Here is a 17,954-nt window from a genome sequence, read left to right on the forward strand (position 1 = left end):
CGCAATGTCAGGTACACAAATGCTGTTTCAGCCACTCGACGATTTCGTCCAGTGCCTTGTCATACACCTCCAGCAAAGGCTGTTTGTCGAATACGATGGCCTTGCCGTTACGACTGGCCGCCGCCAATGCCCGTACATCCTGCTCGGGACAAATAAAATCTCGCTTGTGTCCAATACTCAATATCGGCACTGAGGTGCGAGTCCCCAGTAATCCTTGTGTTTTAAGTGAAAAAACCTGGCACTTGGTACGCATGCCGTCCCACTGCGCCGCATCAGCCCCCAACCGGTTGGCCAGACTGTCCCGCATCATGCGCGGACACTTGGCAAACAGCTCCTGATTGGTAAACACCTGATTGACACCGGCGCCGACACAGACCACTGTGCGCAGCTTGAAGGGTTCGATAAAGGCCAGTCTGGCTGCGATATTGCCCGCCAGACGCATCCCCACCATGGCGATACGCTGATGATCGACCCAGGCCACTTCGGAGAGGTAATGGAGCACCGCCTGATGGAGACGGCTCGTATCCTGCACCAGCGGCCAATGCTCGGCATAGCCAACCCCGGGCATATCGAGGGAGAGCATGCCGATACCGTTGGGCTCGAGCCGTTTGAGATAGAAGTTGAGGAAATCGAGCTGCAGGGAGTCGATCCCGCCGCTGATGATCACCAGCGGCACCGGTTTTTCGGTCGTCGGCAGGTGGAGATAACCCTGAATATGCTTGCCGCGAAAAGGCACCTGGATCTCTTTGAGCGGCACCTTGAACAGGCGACCCGCCTCGCGATAGGCCATGTTGCCAAGCAGCTGGGCCTGATCCGCCAGCTCGTCATCCTTGAGATGGGGATAGCTGGCGATGGAGTAGTAGCGCACCGCCTTGAGCAGCTGCTTCAGGGCGCCAGAAGTATCCCCCTTCTCGCGCAGTTCGCGGCCCTGCTTGAAATAGTTGCCAGCCACCTGGCTCCATTCGTAGATCCAGTTGCCGGGCACATAGCCCTTGATGGTATCGAGATAGCAGTCATGGGTGCGCTCGCCGGTCGCCATGGCGATACGGGCCAGGGTCTGCTCCACTTCGATGGGGTCTGCCCCCTGCCAAGTCCAGGAGGGGCGACGCAGCAGGCGATACCAGCTCTTTGACATGGAGCCATCGATAAACATCTCGTCTGACTCGGCTTGCGCCAGATCAGCCGCACTGGAGTTGGAGATCTCGGATGTTTCCAATACCTTCTTGACGCGGGTAAAGAGCTGTTCGGTCAGGTTTAGGTCTTCGTTCAAGTCCAAGATAGTATCCCATTCATATCAGGCAATAGCTCATCTTAACCACTTTTACTGCCCATCAGCCACCCTGCAACAGATTGATACACAAAAAAACAGGGCTCCGAATTGGAGCCCTGTGAAACCATTATTGCCGGTTGCGACCAATGGACGCCGCGAGCGTCACATCCCGATCCCGTTACTTTTCGTCGCAGATCGGTGTGGCGAACTCCAGTGCCATATCCCATGGCTGTTCGATCCAGGTATCCTGCGGGATCGCCACTTCGAAATCATCCAGCAGCGCTTCGCCCATCGGCTTGGCGAAGATCGCGATGAACTTGGCTTTCGGGTAGAGCTCGCGGATCGCTTTGGCGGTAGTGCCGGTGTCCACCAGATCTTCCACCACCAGCCAGCCTTCGCCGTCACCGGCGGTGGTGGCAGCCTTCACGACCACCAACTCGCGCTGGCTGTCATGGTCATAGCTGGAGATGCAGAGGGTTTCCACATTACGAATGCCAAGTTCACGGGCCATCAGGGCTGCGGGCACCAAGCCACCACGGCTGACCGCGATGATACCTTTCCACTGGCTGACAGGCAGCTGACGACGGGCCAGACGGCGAGCTTCACGTTGCAGGTTGTCCCACGACACATAGAACTTTTTCGGCATGTTATCGATCTCGAATAGTTATTTAAAAACAATCACTTAAAATAAAAACATCCGCAATTATCCCTGCGGATGCCAGTAAATGGCGGCCCTTGCCCGACTGAATTCAGATTGCACTTCGGCTGCCTCAGGGCTAAGCCTCGGCAGCAAATCTGATAACAATGGAAGCAAGATGGGCTTATCCGGCGATCGGTTAGATGATGTGTCCAAACCGCGGACAGGCTGTTGGGCCGATATGATAGCACCGTTTGCAGAGAAAATGCCTGGCAAACGTATGCCAAAAACAGGAAAAATCGGCATCACCCTCTCCATTCGGCACATATCGAGCGCCAAACGACTAACCTGCCGTCCCTGCTGCCGAGTCCAAATGGGCTATGCGGCAAATCGCAGATAAAAAAATAGCAGGGGGAGGATTTACCTCACGCACCTGCTGCTTTCTCGCCTCTGCCTGGTGGGGCAGCTCGTCTTAGCGACGAGTGACGAAGGGATTAGGGTAGCTGAAACCCTGGGTATACAAAGAGGGGGCAAACCAATAGGTTGAGTTGCTGCCTGGCATATTGAAACTCCTGATTGCTTAACAAGTTACGTACCTTTAATGCGGGCTCAAATCCTTGAACGAACACTCGGTTCCATGGAGGCGCACTTGCTTTGCTTCGGTTCCCTGGAGGCTTTCATCGTCATCCTGACGGGTGGCGAACCACGGGAGCTAATTTACCAGTCGGTGCGTTAAATTCAATATTTTTGTGAGATCGGTCACACATTTTCTTTTCTATCGGTCAGCGTCGTCCGAACCTGACGATCGTACTGCCTGGTTGCCATCAGCCAGCACAAGCTGCCTGCGATTTGCGCTGATTGCTCACATTTTTGTGTGATTGACTGTATTATCGTTATCCTCTTCCCCGGCCCGCTGATGGGGCCCTGTTAATTCCGTGCTGGTAAGGAGTCCCGACGTGGCACAGCTTAGCTCTCTCTCTCCCAAACTGATTTGGCATTTCTTCGAACAGATCTGCTCCATCCCCCACCCTTCCAAACATGAAGCCAAACTGAGCGCCTGGATCATCCAATGGGCTCAAGGGGAAGGTCTGGCGGTCAAGCAGGACAAGGTCGGCAACATCATCATCAAGAAACCGGCCACCCCGGGGATGGAAAACCGCAAAGCCGTGGTACTGCAGGCCCACATCGACATGGTGCCGCAGGCCAACGCCGACACCAAACACGACTTCGCCAACGATCCCATCGATGCCTATGTCGATGGCGAGTGGGTCACTGCCCGTGGCACCACTCTGGGTGCCGACAACGGCATCGGCATGGCCGGTTGCCTGGCTGTGCTGGCTGACAAGACCATCAAGCACGGCCCGCTGGAAGTGCTGCTGACCACAGACGAAGAGACCGGCATGACCGGCGCATTCGGTCTGGAAGCGGGCTGGCTGGAGGGCGAAATTCTGCTCAACACCGACTCCGAAGAGGATGGCGAGGTCTACATGGGCTGCGCTGGCGGTGTGGATGCCAATATCCGCTTCCCGCTCGAGCTGGTTGACGCCAGCGAAGGCGAAGCGTTCGAGCTGGCCGTGAAAGGGCTGCGTGGCGGTCACTCAGGTTGCGATATCCATCGCGGTCGTGGCAACGCCAACAAGCTGCTGGTGCGTCTGCTCAAAGCAGCCGAGCCTCTGGGTGTGCGTCTGGCCGAGCTCCACGGCGGCACTCTGCGCAACGCCATCCCGCGCGAAGCCCGTGCCACCCTGCTGGTGCCTGCTGTCAGCGTAAACGAGTTCAAGGCGCTGGTTGACCGCTACACCGGGATCTACCAGACCGAACTGGCCGCCACCGAGCCGAACCTGACCGTGCTGGTCAACAACGCCGCCAAACCGGCCAAGTTGATGAGCGTCTCCCTGCAGCAGCGCCTGCTGGATGCCCTGATGGCCTGCCCGAACGGCGTGATGCGCATGAGCGATGCCATGCCCGGCGTGACCGAAACCTCTACCAACCTGGGGGTCATCAAGACTCAGGATGGCGAAGTGTACGTCCAGTGCCTGATCCGCTCCCTGATTGACTCCGGCCGCGAGAGCATCGAGCAGATGACCCGCTCCCTGTTCACCCTGGCAGGCGCCAGCTGCGAATTCACCGGTGCCTACCCGGGTTGGGCGCCGAACGTGGACTCCCCTGTCATGGCGCTGGTTCGCAACAGCTACCAGACCCTGTTCGGCACCATGCCCAACGTCATGGTGATCCACGCCGGCCTCGAGTGCGGTCTGTTCAAGAGCGCCTATCCGGAGTGGGACATGGTCTCCTTCGGCCCGACCATCCGCGGGGCCCACTCCCCTGACGAGAAGGTACATATCCCGGCGGTCGAGCGTTTCTGGCAACTGCTGGTGCACGTGCTGGAAGCCATTCCGGCCAAGTAAACCAGCCCGGATAAAACAACAAAACAAAGCCCCGCACTGCTGCGGGGCTTTGTATTGTCTGTTACAGCCAGATTTTGGCGCTTAACGGATGCCGCGGGCCTCGCGGATCCACTCCCAGGCTTGCTGGATCTCCTGGGTCTTCTCCTTGGCCATCTCCATCATCTCCGGCGGCAACCCTTTGGCGGCCAGCTTGTCCGGGTGATGCTTGCTCATCTCCTTGCGGTAGGCGCGCTTGATATCCTGATCGCTGTCGCTCTCGCTCACCCCCAGCAACTGGTAGGCATTCTTGAGGCGATCCGCAGAGGGTGCCGCCTGCCGATACTGCTGGCCACCGGAATGGCCCCCCTGATACTGGCCATGGGCCTGATTGAAGAAGTTCATCTGCGCTTCGGCCATCGCCAGAATACGGGCCAACTCGATGCGGCTGAAGCCCAGCTCGTCGGCAATGGTGTGCAAAATGGCGCGCTCGCCATCCTCTACCCGACCATCTGCAAAGGCCGCCTGCAACTGCACCTCGAGGAAGAAGCGCAGAATGTCGCGCTGCCCCAGACTGGCACGGCGGAACTCGGCCAGGGTCTCGCGCAGCGGGAAGTCGGCCTCTTTACCGAGACGAAACGACTCCTGCGCCCGGGCACGCTGCTCCCCCACCAATCGCATCCGATCCATCAGGTTGGAGGCAACCCGGATCTCCTGCTCGGTCACCTGACCGCTGGACTTGGCGATGTGACCCATCACCGAGAAGGTGGCGTGGAAGAAGACGGCTTGCTGCTCCTGACTCGGACCGCGACGAAACGCCCCCTGCAGCCCCATGCCACGGTCGAAACGGTGGCCAATCCAGAGGCCAATCAGGGCGCCGATGATATTGCCGAGCAGAAAACCGAAGAAGGCGCCCAGCACCTTACCCCAAATACGCATGGTTCAAGACCTCTTGAAGTTAATGAGTGCGGGCCTGGAGCTGGTCATCCAGCTCGCGCAGACGGTCGACCGTGCCGATATCGCGCCACTCGCCAGCGAGCAGGCTGCCGCCCACCCGCCCTTGCGCCATCCAGTCACGGAGCAGGGGCGCCAGTTTGCGGGCGCCGCCCGCGAGACCGGCAAAGGCCGCCGGATCATATAGTCCGACCCCGCTGAAGGTAAACGCTGGCGTATCCACGACTCGCCCTTCTTGCAGGGCAAAGTCCCCGCTCGGGTGCTGGGGCGGATTAGGCACCAGCCAAAGGTGGGCCAGATCCTCGCCCAGGGGCTGGCTGACCAGAGTGTGATAATCGAGATCGAGCCAGGTATCGCCGTTGATGACCAGAAAAGGGTCTGCCCCCAGTAGTGGCAGCGCCTGCACGATGCCGCCTGCGGTCTCCAGCGCGCTCTCCTCGGCTGACCAGTGGATGGTCACGCCAAGCGCACTGCCATCACCAAGGCTCTCAACCAGCTTGTGGCCGAGCCAGGCATGGTTGATCACCAGCTCGGTCACGCCAGCGGCTTTGAGTTTTTCGATGTGATGAACGATGAGCGGCTTGCCCCCCACCGCCAGCAGCGGCTTGGGCAGCAGGTCGGTCAGCGGGCGCATCCGCTCGCCACGGCCAGCGGCCAGGATCATCGCCTTCATGGTTTTACCCCTGCATTGGCGATCCCCGGCAACACCACCTGCTCCAGCCACTGACCAAAACGGGCCAATACCGGATAGACGCTACCGTGAGTGCGACAGACATCCACCACGTAGCCAAGGGTACGGGGAATATCCTTGAGATAGCCGGACTTGCCATCGCGATGATAGAGCCGGGTGAAGATTCCGGCCGCTTTGAGGTGGCGCTGCATGCCGGTCAGATCGGCATCACGACGGAAACTGGCATAATCGAGCTCGCCAAGCAGACCCGCCTGTTGCAGGGTGGCAAAGCCGTGGCGCATCCCTTCATCGATCACCTCGTCCGGCCAGCGCACGTAGCAATCTTTCAGCAAGGAGACCAGATCATAAGTGAGCGGCCCGATGACCATATCCTGAAAATCGATGATGGCCAGCCGGCTGCTCTCGGGGGTATCACCGCCACATACCATCAGGTTGCGACTGTGGAAATCTCTATGCATCACACCTTGCGGCTGGGCCAGATTGCAGGCGGTGAGGCAGGCAAAGGTCTCGTCCAGCAGTTGCTGCTCTCCATGGCTCAGGGTCAGTTTCAGATGATGACCCAGCAGCCATTCGGGGAAAATGCTGTTCTCCCGCGCCATAAATGCCGCATCGAAGGGCTCAAGCGCCAGTTCAACCGCCCCCAGGCGGGGCAGCAAATCAATCGCCTTGCCATACCAGGCCAGCACGTTGTGTTCGTTCAGGCAGCTGATCAGCTGGATATCGCCCAGATCACTGACCGCCAGCAGCCCCTGTTCGTAGTCCACCGCCTTCACCTCTGGCGCCAACAGCTGACGCGCATGCAAGGCTGCTGCATTACGAACAAACTCATGATTTTTTTCGGTTTTCGGATTGGCATCCACCCATACCAACCCGGCGCCACGGTAGTAGCGGCGGAAGCTGGCATCACCGGAAATGAGGGTAAGCGTGAGAGTGGCATCACCGGAAATACGGCGTGCCCACTGCAATAGCAGGGAATCGCGATCGTGCATAAGTAGAGGACCAAGGTGGAAAGCAGCACTTGGCTGTTAGCCCTGGCCGCAATAATGCTTTATCATTGCCGGCTAACATAAAGCAATGACATGCAATGTCAACTCGATGAAACCTGTCGTAAAATGCATGCCTTGGATCAACCGTATCTATCACGGATTGCACGAGTCTTTCACATGACAAAATGGACACTGGGGTACCGCTATCCCATCGCCCTGACTATCAGCCTGGCCCCCGCACTCACCCCTATGATGGTGCAGGCGGCCCCGTTCGAAGCGCCGCCAGCCACCGGCATTCTCGATAGTCTCTGCTATGACTATGTTCCCAAGATAGAGAAGCCTGCATCGGATCAGGATGCCAACGCACAGCCGGTCGAGGTTGATGCCGACCGTCTCGAGGCCAAACAGGGCGGCACCGCCGTCTATGAAGGCGACGTCAAGGTTCGTCAGGGTGTTCGCAAGTTTGACTCCGACTATGCCCAGCTCGACCAGAAGAGCCGGGATGTCATCGCCATCGGCAACATCTATTACAACGACGGTCAGGTGACCGTCACCAGCGACAAGACCCTCAAATCCAACCTGGATACCAAGAACTCCGAACTGGAAGAGGGCAAGTATCAGGTGCATGGCTCACCGGTGCGCGGCTTTGCCAAGCGCGTGGTGATGACCAACAACAACCAGAACATCACCATGGAGGGGGCCCAGTACACAACCTGCCCCCCCGGTCAGGAAGTGTGGACCCTCAAGGCGGGCAGCATCGACATCGACCAGAAAGAGGTGTTCGGCGAAGCCTGGAACGCCAGCCTCTGGCTCTATGACTACCCGGTGTTCTACTTCCCCTATATCAACTTCCCCATCAAGGATGAGCGGAAGACTGGTCTGCTCTACCCGGGTTACAAGCAAAGCTCCAGCAACGGCATGGATATCACCCAGCCCTTCTACTGGAACATTGCCCCCAACTATGATGCCACCATCACCTCCCGTTTTATGGACAAACGCGGCCTGATGGAGCAGGTGGAGTTCCGCTACATGCCGGACCCTGCCCACTCCGGCACCCTCTATTTTGAAAATCTGGCGGATGACAAGCAGTACAGCCCGAGCAATCCGAGTCTGGCTGGCCTGTCCGATGGCCATCGCTACCTGATGAACGTCCGCCACGGTTCCGCCCTGATGGATGGCAGCCTGCGTTTTGGTATCGACTACACCCAGGTGCGCGACAAGGACTACAACTACTTCAACGACTTCAGCCCGCAAGTGGGCACTCAGGTCGACAGTCAGTTGCAGCAATCCTTTACCGCCGGCTACTACCAGCACAACTGGAACCTCACCTCCGAGGTGCGCCGCTACCAGATCCTGAGCCCATATGCGTTGCTGCCCCACGAGATGCTGCCGCGTATCGACTACAACTACTATCAGCAAGGCAAGTGGTTCGATCTGGCCTGGAACAGTGAACTGACCAAGTTTGGCTATGACAGTGGCAGTGCCGCCACTCTGCAAGCAGGTGAGCGCTATACCGCCACCCGCCTGCATCTGGCGCCAACCCTGACCGTGCCCCTAGTGGATGCACCGGGTTACTACCTGACCAGTCAGTACAAGCTGATGTTTACCTCCTACAACCAGGAGGTACCCGATAATCTGGTTAGCCAGGACCGCAGCCGCTTCACCGATGCAGACAGCAAACAGCTGACCCTGAAAGAGGGCACCATTACCCGTACTCTGCCCTCCTTCCGCCTCAAGGGGGGCGTCAACTTCGATCGGCCGCTCGACTGGTATGATGGCAAGGGCACCCAGACCCTGGAGCCCGAGTTCCAGTACCTCTATATCCCTTACAAAAATCAGGACGAGATCGGGATCTATGACACCACCACCACCCGTCAGGATTACTACAGCCTGTTCAGTGATCGCCGCTTTGCCGGTCTCGACCGCATCAGCGATGTCAATCGGGTCACCGTTGGCCTGACCAGCCGGGTCTATGACAATGTGGGTGATGAACGGTTGCGTCTGGCGGTGGCCCAGGCCTTTGAGATGACGCCACCCAAGGTGCGCCTCTACCCTTCAAATCCGGAAAGTACCAACGCCCGCTCCCTGCTCTCGTTCGAAGGGGATGCCCGGATCACCGATGAATGGTTTGCCCACGCGGGGACCCAGTACGATACCTCCGAGGGTGAATTTACGGCTGGCAACGGTGCAGTCGAGTACCGGACCAGCAAGCTGACCACTCAGGTCAACTACCGCTACATCAAGGATGGCAACCTGGACTATCGCTATCCGACCAACACGGCGCTGGCAGAAGATCTGAGCCAGGCGGGTCTGGTGATGATGGCGCCGATCGCCGATCAGTGGCAGATGTATGGCGGTTACTACCGTGACATCAAGCAGGATGTGAACATTGACCGCAAGATCGGTGTCAAATACGACTCCTGCTGCTGGAGCATCAACATGAGCCTGGAGTGGCACAATCAGCCGGACAACGTCACCCTGAAGCCCACTTCGGAAAAAGTCATTGGTCTGCAGTTTGAAATGAAGGGACTTGGCAGCGTGGGTACAGGTGGCCGCAGCGTCACCCTGGATACCGAGCTGCTGCCCTATGTTCGCCCGTTTAATCTGAAAGGCCAGCAATGATGCTGGCCCAGCCTTGAGAGATGGATATGAAAAAGACCCTGATTGCCCTGCTGACCGCGGGAATGTTCGGTGCCATGAGTCAGGCCGCACTGGCTGCGCCCGAGCTGATGGACAAGGTGCTGGCCGTGGTCAACAAGGACGTGGTGCTGTCCAGCCAACAGGACGCACTGGTCAACAAGGTAAAACTCTCCGCCCAAGAGAGCGGCCAGTCCCTGCCTGACGATGCCACCCTGCGCAAACAGGCGCTGGATCGGCTGATCCAGGAAAGCCTGCAGCTGCAACTGGCGGAGCGCCAGGGGCTGAAGATCAGCGACACCCAGCTGGAACAGGCTATTCAGGGCATCGCTGCCGACAACAAGATGACCCTGGATCAGCTGCGCGCCCAGCTCGCCCGTGAAGGGATGACCTATGCCCAGTATCGGGAAGAGGTTCGCCGCGAGATCCTGATGAACGAGGTGCGCCGCAACCAGGTGCGCCGCCGTATCAACATCTCCGAGCAGGAGGTGAAGCAGGTGGTGGAGATCCTGAAGAAACAGGGTCAACAGCAGAACGAATACCACGTAGGCCATATCCAGATTGCCCTGCCGGACAACCCCACTGCCGCCCAGCTGGATGCCGCCAAGAGCAAGATCGAGCGCATTCTGGCCGCCCTCAAGCAAGGTGCCGACTTCCGCAAACTGGCCATTGCCGAGAGTAATGGTCCCAAGGCGCTGGAAGGGGGCGACTGGGGCTGGATGAGCCCGCAAGAGATGCCGACCCTGATGGCGGAAGCGGTACAGGGTGCCAAGAAGGGCGACATCGTCGGCCCGCTGCGCTCCGGTGCCGGCCTGCACATCGTCAAGGTGTTCGACACCAAGGGTCAGCAGCAAGTGATGCAGACCGAGGTGAAGGCCCGTCATATCCTGATCAAGCCCTCCATCATCCTGAGCGAAGAGAAAGCCAAAGGGATGCTGGATGGCATTCTGCACGACATCAAGAGCGGCAAGGCAAGCTTCGCCAGCATGGCGGAGAAGTACTCCGAAGATCCGGGCTCTGCGGTGCAGGGTGGCGAACTGGGCTGGTCTGATCCCAACGTCTATGTCCCCGAGTTCCGCGACATGGTCAACCGTCTGCAACCGGGCCAGATCAGTGCCCCGTTCCGTACCAGCCACGGCTGGCACATCGTGCAGGTGGAAGAGCGCCGCAGCCAGGATGCGACCGACAAGGCTCAGGAGCAGCGCGCCTACCAGCTGATCTACAACCGTCGCTTCGTGGAAGAGTCCCAGGCGTGGCTGGATGAGCTGCGTGACGAGGCCTACATCCAGATCGAAGGAGCCGGTAGCTGATGAGCTGCCGTCGCCTTGCCGTTACCCCGGGCGAACCGGCCGGGATCGGCCCGGATCTGGTGCTGCAGATTGCCCGGCAGGATTGGCCCCACCAGTTGGTGGTGATCGCCGATCCGGCGCTGCTGCGCGAGCGGGCAACCCTGCTTGGGCTGCCCATCGAGCTTGAGCCCTACGATGCCGCCGCCCCTGCTCATCCGCAGCGGGCGGGCACCCTGACCGTCTGTCCGGTCACCCTCGGCACCCCCGTGGTGCCGGGCGAGCTGAACGAAGGCAATGGCGCCTATGTGTTGGCAACCCTGCAGCGCGCCTGTGATGGCAACATGAGCGGCGAATTTGCCGCCGTGGTGACCGGGCCGGTGCACAAGGGGATCATCAACCAGGCCGGGGTCTCGTTCAGCGGCCACACCGAGTTCTTTGCCCAGCAATCCAACACCGCCGATGTGGTGATGATGCTGGCCACCGAGGGGCTGCGGGTCGCACTGGCGACAACCCATATTCCGCTGGCCTATGTAGCGATGGCCATCACCGAGGATCGCCTCGGCAAGGTGATCCGGATCCTAAATGAGGATCTCGCCACCAAGTTTGGCATCGCCAAACCCCGTATTTACGTCTGCGGCCTCAACCCCCATGCGGGGGAAGGTGGCCATCTTGGACGTGAAGAGATTGACGTGATCGAACCCGCCCTGGCCACCCTGCGCCAGGAAGGGATCGATCTGGTCGGCCCGTTGCCGGCCGACACCCTGTTCCAGGAGAAATACCTCAAGGATGCGGATGCGGTACTCGCCATGTACCACGACCAGGGGCTGCCTGTGCTCAAATACAAGGGCTTCGGCAGTTCGGTCAATATCACCCTGGGGCTTCCCTTCATCCGCACTTCGGTGGATCACGGCACCGCGCTGGATCTGGCAGGCAAGGGCCTGGCCGATCCGGGTAGCCTTGTCACCGCGATTAACCACGCCATCAAGATGGTAGAGAAAAAAAGATATGAGCAGTAAGGTGCACATGGGCCACACGGCCCGTAAGCGTTTCGGTCAGAACTTCTTGCACGACCGGTATGTGATCGATCAAATTGTCGCCGCCATCAACCCGCAGCCGGGTCAGAATCTGGTGGAGATCGGTCCGGGTCTGGCCGCGCTGACCGAGCCGGTTGCCGCCCAGATGGACAAAATGACCGTGGTCGAGCTTGACCGGGACCTGGCAGCTCGCCTGCGCGAGCACCCGACCCTCAAAGACAAGCTGACCGTCATCGAAGCGGACGCCATGCGTTTCGACTTCGGCACCCTGATGGGTGAAGGCAAGGGGCCGCTGCGCATCTTCGGCAACCTGCCCTACAACATCTCCACCCCGCTCATCTTCCACCTGTGCGAATTTGCCGACCGGGTTGAAGACATGCACTTCATGCTGCAAAAGGAAGTGGTGTTGCGTCTGGCAGCTGGCCCGGGCAGCAAGGCTTATGGCCGTCTGAGCGTGATGACCCAGTACTACTGCCAGGTGGTGCCGGTGCTGGAAGTGGGCCCGGGCGCCTTCAAACCGGCGCCGAAAGTGGATTCTGCCGTAGTTCGCCTGATCCCGCACAAGAATCCGACCATAGTCGCAAAAGACATTCGTTGTCTGAATCGCGTCTGTACCGAAGGCTTTGGCCAGCGTCGCAAGACCATCCGCAACAGCTTCTCCAACTTCATCACTGACGCCCAGCTGACCGAGCTTGGTATCGATGGCAACCTGCGCCCGGAGAATCTCTCCCTCGAGCAGTTTGTCATGATCGCCAACTGGCTGGCGGATCAGCAACAGGCCTGATCCTGTGGCACTCCCGCACATCGAGATCCGCCCATATCCCGTGTATGTGGCGGGCTCCAAAGACCCTTACCAGTTTCACTATCTGATCGAGATTGAGAATCTGGGGCCCGGCCCGGTGCAACTGCTGCATCGGCGCTGGCTCATCACCGATGCCAATGGCAAGATGCTGGAAGTGGCAGGCCCGGGCGTGGTCGGGGAACAACCCGTCATTGCCGAAGGTGAGACCTACCGCTACCAGAGCGGCGTGCCGCTGGCGACCCCGCTCGGGGTGATGGAAGGGAGCTATACCCTGCAAGATGGCTCTGGCCAGCAGTTCGAGGCGTCCATCGCCCCCTTCACGCTGGCCATCCCCAATATTATCAACTGAGGTTTCATGGCGAACTGTTTTGTCGGTGACATCCAGGGCTGTTACGACGACTTGCGCCGTCTGCTGGATCTTGCCGCGTTCGATCCCGATAAAGACGTGCTCTGGCTCTGCGGCGATCTGGTCGCCCGCGGCCCGGACTCCCTCAATACCCTGCGTTTTGTCAAAGGGCTGGGCAACCGCGCCGTTACCGTGCTCGGCAACCACGACCTGCACCTGCTGGCGGTCGCCGATGGCGTTGCACCGCTCAAGAAGAAAGACAAGCTGCAAAGCCTGATGGATGCCCCTGATCGGGATGAACTGCTGGAGTGGCTGCGCCACCGCCCGCTACTGGCCGAACATCCGGATCTGCCCATCATGATGGTGCATGCCGGGATCTCCCCCGCATGGGATGTCCGCACCGCGCGCAACTGCGCCCGCGAGGTAGAGAGCCTGCTGCGCGGTGACCAGTACAGCTGGCTGCTGCACAACATGTACGGTGACCAGCCCGATGGCTGGAAAGATGATCTGGTCGGGATCGACCGCTACCGCTACATCATCAACACCTTCACCCGGATGCGCTTCTGCTATTTCGACGGTCGTCTCGACTTCAAATGCAAGAAGGGGCCCAAGGAGTCGACCCCGGGGCTGCGTCCCTGGTTCGAACAGCGCGAACACCACGTGGATGACCCCATTCTGGTGTTCGGCCACTGGGCGGCCCTGATGGGCAACACCGGCAAGAGCGATATCAAGGCACTCGATACCGGCTGCGTCTGGGGCAACAGCCTGACCCTGTGGCGCTACGAGGATGATGCCCTGATCACTACCCCCTGCCCGGTTCACGCCAGCTAGAAAGTGCGCAGCAATCAGGCGATTGCTGCCGTACGGATGGCCACAACCCGCTCCAATAACAAAGCCCGGCTGGTTGCCGGGCTTGCTGTTTTAGGTTCCCTGTTTTCCGGCGAATGAAGTTACAACTTGCGCCCCAGCCGCTTCTCGATCTGGCGCCGCTCCCACTCGGGGCCAAACAGCTTGAAGGGCTGAAACACCCGAACAGCATGGGATGCAAGTCCCAGCCCCCAACCCAGGGTTGGCCACCATGCCCAGATGTACTCCGGATTGCTCAGGTAGTTGATGACAAACAGCCCGCAGATCACCATCACGTAGCTGGCGACATGGTGATAGAAGCCCTTGAGCTCCTCCACATAGCGCATTGCCGCCCGCTCCTCTGCCGATACCTGCACCGCATCCTGACCCATAGTGTCACTTCCTCTCATCTCGTGCTCCTGTTGCTCTGATCCATCCAGTTGAGCCACATCGAGTTCAAAGACGGCGGCCAGGGCCTTGAGAGATTCCAGTCCGGGTTGCTGCCCCTGCTCGATCCGCTGGATAGTGCGGACACTCAAACCAGTCAACGTTGCCAACTGATCCTGAGACCAACCCCGTTGCAATCTCAACTTCCTGACGATCATCTCGAACTCCTTGTGGTAATTGACAGGGCCAGCATAGGGCTTGCGCCGCGAAAGGTGACACGACAGATGGCCGACATCAACCTGACAACTCTTTAAAATCAATAAGTTGAATAAACATAAAGAGATATAAGGTCAAGCTCTGGCACACATGCAGATGTGCCCGGATGTGTAATCACAGGCTCTGCATCAGCTCGGCGGCAATCTCGAAAGAACGCAGTCTGGCCTGATGAGCGACGATGGGCCCATTGAACATCAGCTCATCGGCACGGGTTTCCGCCAGCAGCGCCTTGAGGCCATAACGAACCTGCTCCGGGTTGCCCACCAGAGAGCGGGCAAGGGTCTGCTCCATCGCCATCAGCTCACGGGGCGCCCACTCGTCGCCAAGCTGGACGACCGGCGCGGGCAGCTTGCCCGCATCACCGCGATGAAGGCGCAAGAACTGCTGCTGCACGGTAGTGAACTGGAAGCGGGCCTCCCGCTCGCTGTCGGCGGCGATCATGTTGATGCAGACCACCGCATGGGGCTTAGGCCAGCGAGCAGAGGGGCGATACTGGCTACGATAGATCTCCAGCGCCTGCAGCAACATGGCGGGAGCAAAATGGGAGGCAAAACCGAACGGCAAACCCATCGCCGCCGCCAGTTGCGCGCTGTATAGGCTGGAGCCCAGCAGCCAAATAGGCAGATGCAGCCCCTGGCCGGGCACCGCCTGCACCGCGCCAATCTCGTCGCCAAAATAGCTCATCAGCTCGCGCACATCGGCTGGGAAATCATCCACCTCGCCACTGCGCATACGCCGTAGCGCCCGCATGGTGCGCTGATCGGTACCGGGGGCGCGACCAAGGCCCAAATCGATGCGGTCGGGATAGAGAGAAGCCAAGGTGCCAAACTGCTCGGCAATCACCAGTGGCGAGTGGTTCGGCAGCATGATGCCACCCGCCCCGATCCGCAGAGTGGTGGTGGCTTCGGCCAGATGGCCGATCAGCACCGAGGTAGCGGCACTGGCAATGCCCGGCATGTTGTGATGCTCGGCAAGCCAGTAGCGCTGGTAACCCCAACCCTCGGCATGGCGGGCAAGATCCCGTGAACGGCGAAACGACTCGGCAGGCACGGAACCTTCGGCAACAGGCACCAGATCGAGCACGGAATAGGGGATGGCAGACATGGGTCACTCCATTGATTTACAGGCCAGTAACAAGTGGGCAATGTAGCACGGGATACCTGAATGAATCACTATCTCCTGCCACACTCTGCCTGCCAAGCGGCAGCAATCGAACGGAACAAATCTCAGGCAAGTATTGTTTGAACGCTCATCCTGCTGGCCGCGCAAGCCCGGGGGGATCATATTTTCTTACATTTGCGGGCTGGCCTGAGCGCCCCCGGCTGGTTATAACGGTGCCCCTATAGCGAAGGGGGAGCAATAGACTCCCCCTCACTCTTTGTCACACCACACTGTTCAGGTTATCTATGTCAAAACATCTCGTTCTGCTGGGCGCACTGATGCTCTCCGGTTGCGCCCTGTTGTCTCCCCCCGCACCTACCGTCACCCCTGTGCACCTTGCCGATACCAGCCAGCGCGGCTTCTACATCGAGTGCAGCAGCATGAAAGCCTGCTTCCAGCAGGCCAACCAGACCTGCCCGCAAGGTTACAAGGAGACCGATCGTCGCCAGCAGACGCTCTACAGCACCCAGTATCTGGGGGGAAGCTATGACAAGGAGAAGAAAATCTACCAAGCTGCCAAGCCCTATCGCATCGCCAACACGGTCCACTCGTTGACCATACAGTGTCCCGTCACTACAGGCTGAGCCAACCGAAGGGGTACTCTCTCCCGTTACTGCGAAAAAGAAAACGGTCAACCGAGGTTGACCGTTTTTCACTGCGCTGCGCCCTTAAAACAGCAGGTGTGCCACCCCGGCAATAACCGGCAAGGTAACCAGAGTGCGCAGCAGGAAGATAACGAACAGCTCCCACAGCTTGACCGGGATCTTGCTGCCCAGCAGCAGGGCGCCCACTTCCGACATATAGATCAGCTGGGTCACCGACATGGCGGCAATCACGAAGCGGGTCATGTCACTCTCGATGGTCGAGGCCAGCACCGCCGGAATGAACATGTCGGCAAAACCGACCATGATGGTCTTGGACGCCGCTTCCGCCTCCGGCAGTTGCAGCAGCTCCAGCAAGGGGACGAACGGAGCGCCAAGCCAGTTGAAGATAGGGGTATGTTCGGCCAGCATCAGGGCACAGGTACCTATAGCCATCACCACCGGCAGCACGCCAAACACCATATCCAGTGCATTCTTCACCCCTTCCCGCGCGACGGCGCCGAGATCAGTCATGCTGTCAGCCTTGGTCAGGGCACGCTCGAAACCATAGCTCATCACGCTGTGCTGGTGCGGCACGGCTTCCTGCTTGCGGCACAGGGGAGTGCCATCGGCATAGATGTCCTTCTTCCAGCAAAGTGGCGGCAAACGCGGCACCACGATAGCGGCGACCACCCCCGCCAGACAGACGGTCAGGTAAAAGGGGACAAACATGTGCTCCAGCTTCACCTGGGAGATCACCACCAGACAGAAGGTGATTGAGACCGCAGAGAAGGTGGTGCCAATCACCGCGGCTTCACGCTGGGTGTAGAACTTCCCTTCGTACTGCTTGCTGGTCAGCAGGATGCCGACGCTGCCATCGCCAAGCCAGGAGGCAAAGCAGTCCACTGCGGAGCGACCCGGCAACCGGAACACCGGACGCATGATGCGGGTCATCATGGTGCCGACAAATTCCAGCAGCCCGAAATCGAGCAGCAAAGGCAGCAGCAGGCCGGCAAAAATGAAGACCGAGAACAGCACCGGCAGCAGATCGTTGAGCACCAGTCCACCGGTTGCGCCGGAGTAAAGCACCTCAGGCCCCACCTGGAAGAAGGTCAGCAGCACGAAGATACCGCCCAATACCCGCACGCAGGCCCAGAAAGGGGAGACATTGAACAAACTGTTGAGGAAAGGACGACGCACCAGAATCGCTGGCTTGAACAGCCAGGCAATCAGCGTCATCAGCATGGTGGTGGTGATCACCGCACTGACCATGGCGACCAGATAATCGGCAAAAACGCGCTGTACCAGCTTGGCAAGCACGGCCACCGGGATGGTGACGTTACCGTCATAGACGACCGGCGTCATGAACAGCAGGATCCCGATAAGTGACGGAACCAGAAACATCAACAAATTACGGCGAGTATTGACCGCAGGTGCTTCGAGACTCTTTTCCAACATGATATGACTGCCCTAATGTTACTTTTCCCTAGCCCGGCCAACCTGCGTATTCATGCATTAACCGGCAAAACGGGCGCAAGAATACTCTAAAAAAATGCACAAACAAGCCCTTAAGGCAGAAATCTGCGCATAAATATTTCCACAGGCAAACCTTCCATTAAAACAATAAGATACAGCGGCGCATATCGATTCAATCGACATCGCCAGATGATTGT

16 protein-coding genes are annotated in these 17,954 nt (G+C 59.0%); 8 read left to right on the forward strand and 8 right to left on the reverse strand.

Translation table 11 applies throughout. From position 1 onward, the window contains the following. Positions 1-7 precede the first annotated feature (7 nt). A complete protein-coding gene (gene frsA / locus ACB042_RS16240; RefSeq protein WP_064338704.1) occupies positions 8-1,276 on the reverse strand; it encodes an esterase FrsA in 1,269 nt (422 codons plus the stop codon). A 172-nt stretch (positions 1,277-1,448) separates the two neighbouring features. Further along, positions 1,449-1,916 (reverse strand): xanthine phosphoribosyltransferase, encoded by a 468-nt coding sequence (gene gpt, locus ACB042_RS16245; protein ID WP_005339007.1) that lies wholly within the window; start codon positions 1,914-1,916, stop codon positions 1,449-1,451. A gap of 947 nt (positions 1,917-2,863) precedes the next feature. Here gpt and ACB042_RS16250 point away from each other — a divergent pair. Beyond that, entirely contained in the window at positions 2,864-4,315 is a 1,452-nt protein-coding gene (locus ACB042_RS16250) for an aminoacyl-histidine dipeptidase (RefSeq protein WP_139461258.1), read from the forward strand. Between the two features lie 81 nt (positions 4,316-4,396). Here the strand turns inward: ACB042_RS16250 and djlA are convergent, their stop codons facing one another. From djlA to ACB042_RS16265, 3 genes are read right to left on the reverse strand one after another with little or no spacing between them, the layout of a single operon-like run. Further along, on the reverse strand, positions 4,397-5,230 hold the full coding sequence (djlA, locus tag ACB042_RS16255; RefSeq protein WP_139461259.1) for a co-chaperone DjlA: 834 nt from the start codon (positions 5,228-5,230) through the stop codon (positions 4,397-4,399). A 19-nt stretch (positions 5,231-5,249) separates the two neighbouring features. Continuing rightward, positions 5,250-5,918 carry an N-acetylmuramate alpha-1-phosphate uridylyltransferase MurU gene (gene murU, locus ACB042_RS16260; protein WP_042080578.1) on the reverse strand — a complete coding sequence of 223 codons (669 nt, stop codon included), beginning with the start codon at positions 5,916-5,918 and terminating at the stop codon, positions 5,250-5,252. Beyond that, positions 5,915-6,925: a phosphotransferase gene (locus tag ACB042_RS16265; protein ID WP_335812862.1), complete on the reverse strand. Its 1,011-nt coding sequence runs from the start codon at positions 6,923-6,925 to the stop codon at positions 5,915-5,917. Before ACB042_RS16265 ends, murU begins: the two co-directional genes overlap by 4 nt. Positions 6,926-7,099: 174 nt before the next feature. On the opposite strand from ACB042_RS16265, the gene lptD reads away from it, so the two are divergent. The 6 genes from lptD to ACB042_RS16295 are packed head-to-tail and all read left to right on the forward strand — an operon-like array spanning position 7,100 to position 13,861. Then, positions 7,100-9,544 carry an LPS assembly protein LptD gene (gene lptD, locus ACB042_RS16270; RefSeq protein WP_371178724.1) on the forward strand — a complete coding sequence of 815 codons (2,445 nt, stop codon included), beginning with the start codon at positions 7,100-7,102 and terminating at the stop codon, positions 9,542-9,544. A gap of 26 nt (positions 9,545-9,570) precedes the next feature. After that, positions 9,571-10,869 carry a peptidylprolyl isomerase SurA gene (gene surA, locus ACB042_RS16275; RefSeq protein WP_335839406.1) on the forward strand — a complete coding sequence of 433 codons (1,299 nt, stop codon included), beginning with the start codon at positions 9,571-9,573 and terminating at the stop codon, positions 10,867-10,869. After that, entirely contained in the window at positions 10,869-11,864 is a 996-nt protein-coding gene (pdxA, locus tag ACB042_RS16280) for a 4-hydroxythreonine-4-phosphate dehydrogenase PdxA (protein WP_040065076.1), read from the forward strand. Before surA ends, pdxA begins: the two co-directional genes overlap by 1 nt. After that, positions 11,854-12,666 (forward strand): 16S rRNA (adenine(1518)-N(6)/adenine(1519)-N(6))-dimethyltransferase RsmA, encoded by an 813-nt coding sequence (rsmA, locus tag ACB042_RS16285; protein ID WP_005339016.1) that lies wholly within the window; start codon positions 11,854-11,856, stop codon positions 12,664-12,666. Before pdxA ends, rsmA begins: the two co-directional genes overlap by 11 nt. A gap of 4 nt (positions 12,667-12,670) precedes the next feature. After that, positions 12,671-13,033 (forward strand): Co2+/Mg2+ efflux protein ApaG, encoded by a 363-nt coding sequence (apaG, locus tag ACB042_RS16290; RefSeq protein ID WP_371178725.1) that lies wholly within the window; start codon positions 12,671-12,673, stop codon positions 13,031-13,033. Between the two features lie 6 nt (positions 13,034-13,039). Beyond that, complete coding sequence (locus ACB042_RS16295; RefSeq protein ID WP_371178726.1) at positions 13,040-13,861, forward strand: symmetrical bis(5'-nucleosyl)-tetraphosphatase; 822 nt, start codon at positions 13,040-13,042, stop codon at positions 13,859-13,861. A gap of 119 nt (positions 13,862-13,980) precedes the next feature. Here ACB042_RS16295 and ACB042_RS16300 read toward each other — a convergent pair whose 3' ends face one another. Beyond that, entirely contained in the window at positions 13,981-14,481 is a 501-nt protein-coding gene (locus tag ACB042_RS16300; protein ID WP_371178727.1) for a 2TM domain-containing protein, read from the reverse strand. A gap of 172 nt (positions 14,482-14,653) precedes the next feature. Further along, on the reverse strand, positions 14,654-15,643 hold the full coding sequence (locus ACB042_RS16305; protein WP_371178728.1) for an MsnO8 family LLM class oxidoreductase: 990 nt from the start codon (positions 15,641-15,643) through the stop codon (positions 14,654-14,656). A 302-nt stretch (positions 15,644-15,945) separates the two neighbouring features. Between ACB042_RS16305 and ACB042_RS16310 the strand changes: the two genes are divergently transcribed. Further along, a complete protein-coding gene (locus ACB042_RS16310) occupies positions 15,946-16,284 on the forward strand; it encodes a hypothetical protein (RefSeq protein ID WP_371178729.1) in 339 nt (112 codons plus the stop codon). Between the two features lie 84 nt (positions 16,285-16,368). Here the strand turns inward: ACB042_RS16310 and ACB042_RS16315 are convergent, their stop codons facing one another. Further along, positions 16,369-17,739 carry a YjiH family protein gene (locus ACB042_RS16315; protein ID WP_064338715.1) on the reverse strand — a complete coding sequence of 457 codons (1,371 nt, stop codon included), beginning with the start codon at positions 17,737-17,739 and terminating at the stop codon, positions 16,369-16,371. Positions 17,740-17,954 lie beyond the last annotated feature (215 nt).

The organism is Aeromonas sp. S13(2024), assembly GCF_041402405.1.
Classification (GTDB): Bacteria; Pseudomonadota; Gammaproteobacteria; order Enterobacterales; family Aeromonadaceae; genus Aeromonas; species Aeromonas veronii.

Coding starts and splice junctions, on each gene's coding strand:
- gpt (WP_005339007.1), bottom strand. CDS start 1,916: ATGCCGAAAAAGTTCTATGTGTCGTGGGACAACCTGCAACGTGAAGCT.
- djlA (WP_139461259.1), bottom strand. CDS start 5,230: ATGCGTATTTGGGGTAAGGTGCTGGGCGCCTTCTTCGGTTTTCTGCTC.
- murU (WP_042080578.1), bottom strand. CDS start 5,918: ATGAAGGCGATGATCCTGGCCGCTGGCCGTGGCGAGCGGATGCGCCCG.
- ACB042_RS16265 (WP_335812862.1), bottom strand. CDS start 6,925: ATGCACGATCGCGATTCCCTGCTATTGCAGTGGGCACGCCGTATTTCC.
- lptD (WP_371178724.1), top strand. CDS start 7,100: ATGACAAAATGGACACTGGGGTACCGCTATCCCATCGCCCTGACTATC.
- surA (WP_335839406.1), top strand. CDS start 9,571: ATGAAAAAGACCCTGATTGCCCTGCTGACCGCGGGAATGTTCGGTGCC.
- pdxA (WP_040065076.1), top strand. CDS start 10,869: ATGAGCTGCCGTCGCCTTGCCGTTACCCCGGGCGAACCGGCCGGGATC.
- rsmA (WP_005339016.1), top strand. CDS start 11,854: ATGAGCAGTAAGGTGCACATGGGCCACACGGCCCGTAAGCGTTTCGGT.
- ACB042_RS16295 (WP_371178726.1), top strand. CDS start 13,040: ATGGCGAACTGTTTTGTCGGTGACATCCAGGGCTGTTACGACGACTTG.
- ACB042_RS16300 (WP_371178727.1), bottom strand. CDS start 14,481: ATGATCGTCAGGAAGTTGAGATTGCAACGGGGTTGGTCTCAGGATCAG.
- ACB042_RS16305 (WP_371178728.1), bottom strand. CDS start 15,643: ATGTCTGCCATCCCCTATTCCGTGCTCGATCTGGTGCCTGTTGCCGAA.
- ACB042_RS16310 (WP_371178729.1), top strand. CDS start 15,946: ATGTCAAAACATCTCGTTCTGCTGGGCGCACTGATGCTCTCCGGTTGC.
- ACB042_RS16315 (WP_064338715.1), bottom strand. CDS start 17,739: ATGTTGGAAAAGAGTCTCGAAGCACCTGCGGTCAATACTCGCCGTAAT.